Here is a 2,036-nt window from a genome sequence, read left to right on the forward strand (position 1 = left end):
TGCTGGTTCAACCACAGGCTGAAGGCGTCGTGCACCACGCCCTCGACGATGCCGGCGGCGGCGCGCGACGACAGGCGCTCCTTCGTCTGGCCGGCGAACTGGGCGTCCTGCAGCTTCACGCTGAGTACGAAGGCCAGGCGTTCCCAGACATCTTCCGGGGCCAGCTTCACGCCTCGCGGCAGCAGGTTGCGCAGGTCGCAGAACTCGCGGATGGCGTTGGTGAGGCCGGAACGCAGGCCGTTCACATGCGTGCCGCCCTGCGCGGTGGGAATCAGGTTGACGTAGCTTTCCTGGACCAGGTCGCCTTCCGGCAGCCAGGCGAGGGCGACGTCGAGTGCATCGGTCTCGCGGGCGAAATGCTTGACGAACAGGCCCGACGGCAGCGCTTCCGCCCCCTGCAACTCACCGCGCAGATAGTCGGGCAGGCCATCTTCGAAGTACCACTCGGTGGTTTCGCCGGAGGCTTCATCGAGCAGGCGCACGGTGAGGCCCGCGCAGAGCACGGCCTTGGCGCGCAGCAGGTGCTTGAGCTTGGAGACGAGGATCTTCGGTGTATCGAAGTACTTCGCGTCCGGCCAGAAACGCAAGGTGGTGCCGGTCTTCTTCTTGGGGACGGTGCCGATGACTTCGAGCTCGCTGGAGCGGTCGCCATTGGCGAAGCTCATGCGGTATTCCTGGCCGTCGCGACGGATGGTCACGTCGACCTTGTGCGACAGCGCATTCACCACCGAGACGCCGACGCCGTGCAGGCCGCCTGAGAAAGCGTAGTTCTTGTTCGAGAACTTGCCGCCGGCGTGCAGGCGCGTGAGGATCAGCTCGATGCCGGGAACGCCCTCTTCGGGATGGATATCCACGGGCATGCCGCGGCCGTCGTCGGTGACTTCCACCGAGCCGTCGTTGAAAACGGTGACGTCGATGGTTTTCGCATGGCCGGCGAGGGCTTCGTCGACCGAGTTGTCGATGACTTCCTGCGCCAGGTGGTTCGGTCGCGAGGTGTCGGTGTACATGCCAGGGCGGCGCTTGACCGGGTCAAGGCCGCTGAGGACTTCGATGTCTGCAGCGTTGTAACGAGTATTCATTAGGTATCGAGGCCGTTCGTAGCCGGGCAGGATGGGGTCAGGTCGCGTGGATGGTCAAGCCTGAGGCTAGTGGATATCACCCGGCGAGATTCCTGTAGGAGCCGATTCATCGGCGATCCCGCGGCAGCGGGCAAGGCTGCTGCGAGCACCCAATCGCCGATAAATCGGCTCCTAYGCAGTCGTACGGGCAATCAGGGACTCACAGCGGCGCGCAGTGCCACTCGAGCCATTCGCGGTCGGCGCCGTCCAGCAACGGGGACAGGGCGCCGCGTACGGTGGCGTGATAGTCGTCCAGCCAGGCCCGCTCGGAGGGTTCGAGCAGCCGCGGTTCGAGCCCACGACGGTCGAACGGGCAAAGGGTGAGGGTCTCGAAGGCGAAGAAGTCGCCGAACTCGGTGCTGTCCGCCTGGGTCACGACGGCCAGGTTTTCGTGGCGGATACCGTAGCGGCCCGGCTTGTAGAGGCCGGGTTCGATCGAGGTGATCATGCCGGTCTCCAGAGGGACCAGTGCGACACCTGCTCTGGGAGCCCGGATGCCATGGGGGCCCTCATGCACATTGAGGAAGTAGCCCACGCCGTGACCCGTGCCGTGGCCGTAGTCCATGCCGGCCGCCCAGAGCGGCGCACGGGCAAGGGCATCGAGTTGCGGGCCGCTGGCGCCCTTAGGAAAGCGGGCGCGGGAGAGCGCGATCATGCCCTTGAGCACGAGTGTCGAGTCGCGTCGCTGCTCGTCGGTCACCGGCCCCAGCACGAGCACACGCGTGATGTCGGTGGTGYCGCCCAGGTACTGGCCGCCCGAGTCGATCAGAAGCAGTCCCTTGGCCGCAAGCGGGCTGAAGTGCGCCTCGGTCGCCCGGTAATGCGGGAGCGCGCCGTTGGCCTGGTACGCGGCGATCGTCGAGAAGCTTTCGCCGACGAAGCCGCTCTGTGAGGCACGGGCCTCGCGCACGATGGTGT

At 66.0% G+C, this 2,036-nt stretch carries 2 protein-coding genes; both read right to left on the reverse strand.

Features of this window, described 5'->3' with window-relative positions:
* Positions 1-1,079, reverse strand: a 1,079-nt coding sequence (locus AC1DT2_RS21765; RefSeq protein ID WP_477298685.1) for an ATP-binding protein, incomplete at its 3' end; no start/stop codon positions are given.
* 199 nt (positions 1,080-1,278) lie between these two features.
* Positions 1,279-2,036, reverse strand: a 758-nt coding sequence (locus AC1DT2_RS21770; RefSeq protein ID WP_477298686.1) for a M24B family metallopeptidase, incomplete at its 5' end; no start/stop codon positions are given.

The organism is Luteibacter sp. P4_E6 (assembly GCF_056401535.1).